The organism is Xenorhabdus entomophaga, assembly GCF_037996725.1.
GTDB classification, from domain to species: Bacteria; Pseudomonadota; Gammaproteobacteria; order Enterobacterales; family Enterobacteriaceae; genus Xenorhabdus; species Xenorhabdus khoisanae.
Window position 1 is genome coordinate 1 of sequence record NZ_JBBMXH010000225.1, and the last position, 1,891, is coordinate 1,891.

The window sequence follows — 1,891 nt, forward strand, 5'->3', positions numbered from 1 at the left end:
CCGGCGAGTTATCGGATGGTCCTGTATGCGTTTTAACACCTACAGGGATACACTGCGTGATGCCCCCACAACCCTTTATTCCACCATTCCCCTTTATTCCGCCAACAAATTAACCAAATTGAACAGACCAATAAAACTGAGTAGGACGGTAACACTCTTGCCGTCCTCTCATCGCTCACCGACACTGCGGCCTGATATAGAGGAAGGCTTGAAGTTAAGCTCTCCTAACGCATGAAATTCAGATACAAAAAAACCACCACGGTATGTGATGGCTTGGGGTATTTGGTGGAATTACACCAGATTAAAATTAGGGTTCTTATGAGATCTTGAAGCTAGCCGCCACCAATGAGTAGTCATCAATTGGTGTAGCTTTTTCAATCCGCTTTTGTAAACTGGAAGCAAACCTAACTGGATTGCTCAGAGTGTTTTCTGAAAATCTTGGTCGTTTTTCCCAGAAGTGGTGAGCACCATCAGACATAATGTATATGTCTAACACTCCTTCATCATCAACAAATTCAGAGAGAGGGCGGTGAATTTCTTGATACTTCAAGTCAATCACTTTCGAAAGAGCTGATGTCAGGGTATTTTTCCCTTTCATATTTTTCAATTCTTTCTTTGTAAATAATCCTTCATTGAACAATTCTTGATGTTGAGTATGGTCTGTTGATAATAGTTCAAGTTTTTTTCCCTTTCTTACGTAAATTCTTGTATCTCCAACATGCCCTATATGCAATCTATCCTGATCGATGCAGCAAAATGTCAGAGTTGTTGCGGCCCTATGGAAATCAACATGGCTATCAGAGAGCTTGGATATATCCTTTTTTATCGCAGATAATATTCCATCAATATTTAAATCACTGTCAGTGACATTATCTGATAGGTATTTTATGGCAATTTGAGAGGCTTCATACGCTCCATCATATGCCCCAACACCATCCGCGACAGCCATTATATATCCGCCTCCTGAAATCTTAGGAGGCATAATGGAGTCTTGATTACCCCGTGTAGTGCTTTTTCCCAACGAAAAGAGTCCGCAATTCAATAAGGTAATCATTGATTATTCTCCTTAATGATTTTCTCAAAATCTATTAGCATATCTGAAACTGAGTTATACCTCATTGCTGGCTTATGGGCTGTACTTTTATGAATAAAGTCATCTATTCCTTTTAACTGCCCAATTCCAATTTCACTGATAACTACACCAAGAGCAAAGATATCTGTTTTTTCATTATAAAGGCTACTATAGACTTCGGGTGCCATATACTTATGAGTTCCCATGACATCGCCAATATGACTCAATACCTCAGACTCTGCTGCGTTATCTGAGTTCTTTACTAAGCCAAAATCAGAAACTTTATAGATACCATCGGGAAATTTAAGAATATTCTCAGGCTTCAAGTCCCTGTGCCAATACCTTTTTTCCTCATGCATGTACTTAACTCCATTAAGTATCATTTTAATAATACTAATTTTTTCAGTTGATTGGAGTCGTCCCTTACTAAGCTCAGTCCCTAAGTGGTTCTCTGCAAGATCAGTGACAAACCAAGGATTGTTAGCAGATAAGTTGTGAATATAAATTGGTGCTACATTTGAATGATTACAAGAAGCCTGATATCTGGCCTCTCTTTGGAACCTGCGTTTCCATTCATCCATTGTAAAATTTTCGAGTAACTTTTTGTCAGCTATCGATAATACCTTTCTGGCATAGTTACCGCATTTATTATTATCAAGGCTGTAAAGTTCTACTTCTTCTACGAATCCGAAGCCACCCCTTCCAATCACTCGTATTGGATTTATAAGATAATTACTGCGTCTTTCCATATTGTTGTCCTTTGCGTATTTTGCCTTTTTATAAATTGAAATTTACAGGCAAAGAAAAAGACACTCCATA

The 1,891-nt window shown here is 38.4% G+C and carries 3 protein-coding genes; 1 reads left to right on the forward strand and 2 read right to left on the reverse strand.

Annotation, left to right across the window (positions count from 1 at the left end; all coding sequences use genetic code 11):
• Window positions 1–235: hypothetical protein (locus AAC854_RS22310; RefSeq protein ID WP_340619010.1), on the forward strand; the 235-nt coding region annotated here is incomplete at its 5' end.
• Between the two features lie 81 nt (window positions 236–316).
• On the opposite strand, the gene AAC854_RS22315 is transcribed toward AAC854_RS22310, so the two are convergent.
• Together AAC854_RS22315 and AAC854_RS22320 are read right to left on the reverse strand one after the other, a co-directional pair.
• Complete coding sequence (locus AAC854_RS22315; RefSeq protein ID WP_340619011.1) at window positions 317–1,054, reverse strand: PP2C family protein-serine/threonine phosphatase; 738 nt, start codon at window positions 1,052–1,054, stop codon at window positions 317–319.
• Window positions 1,051–1,821, reverse strand: coding sequence for a serine/threonine-protein kinase (locus tag AAC854_RS22320; protein WP_340619012.1), 771 nt, complete (start codon window positions 1,819–1,821; stop codon window positions 1,051–1,053). Before AAC854_RS22320 ends, AAC854_RS22315 begins: the two co-directional genes overlap by 4 nt.
• Between the last annotated feature and the right edge of the window lie 70 nt (window positions 1,822–1,891).

What these genes read in the sequence shown, in the direction of transcription:
- AAC854_RS22320 (WP_340619012.1), bottom strand. Translation starts at nt 1,821, where the DNA reads ATGGAAAGACGCAGTAATTATCTTATAAATCCAATACGAGTGATTGGA.
- AAC854_RS22315 (WP_340619011.1), bottom strand. Translation starts at nt 1,054, where the DNA reads ATGATTACCTTATTGAATTGCGGACTCTTTTCGTTGGGAAAAAGCACT.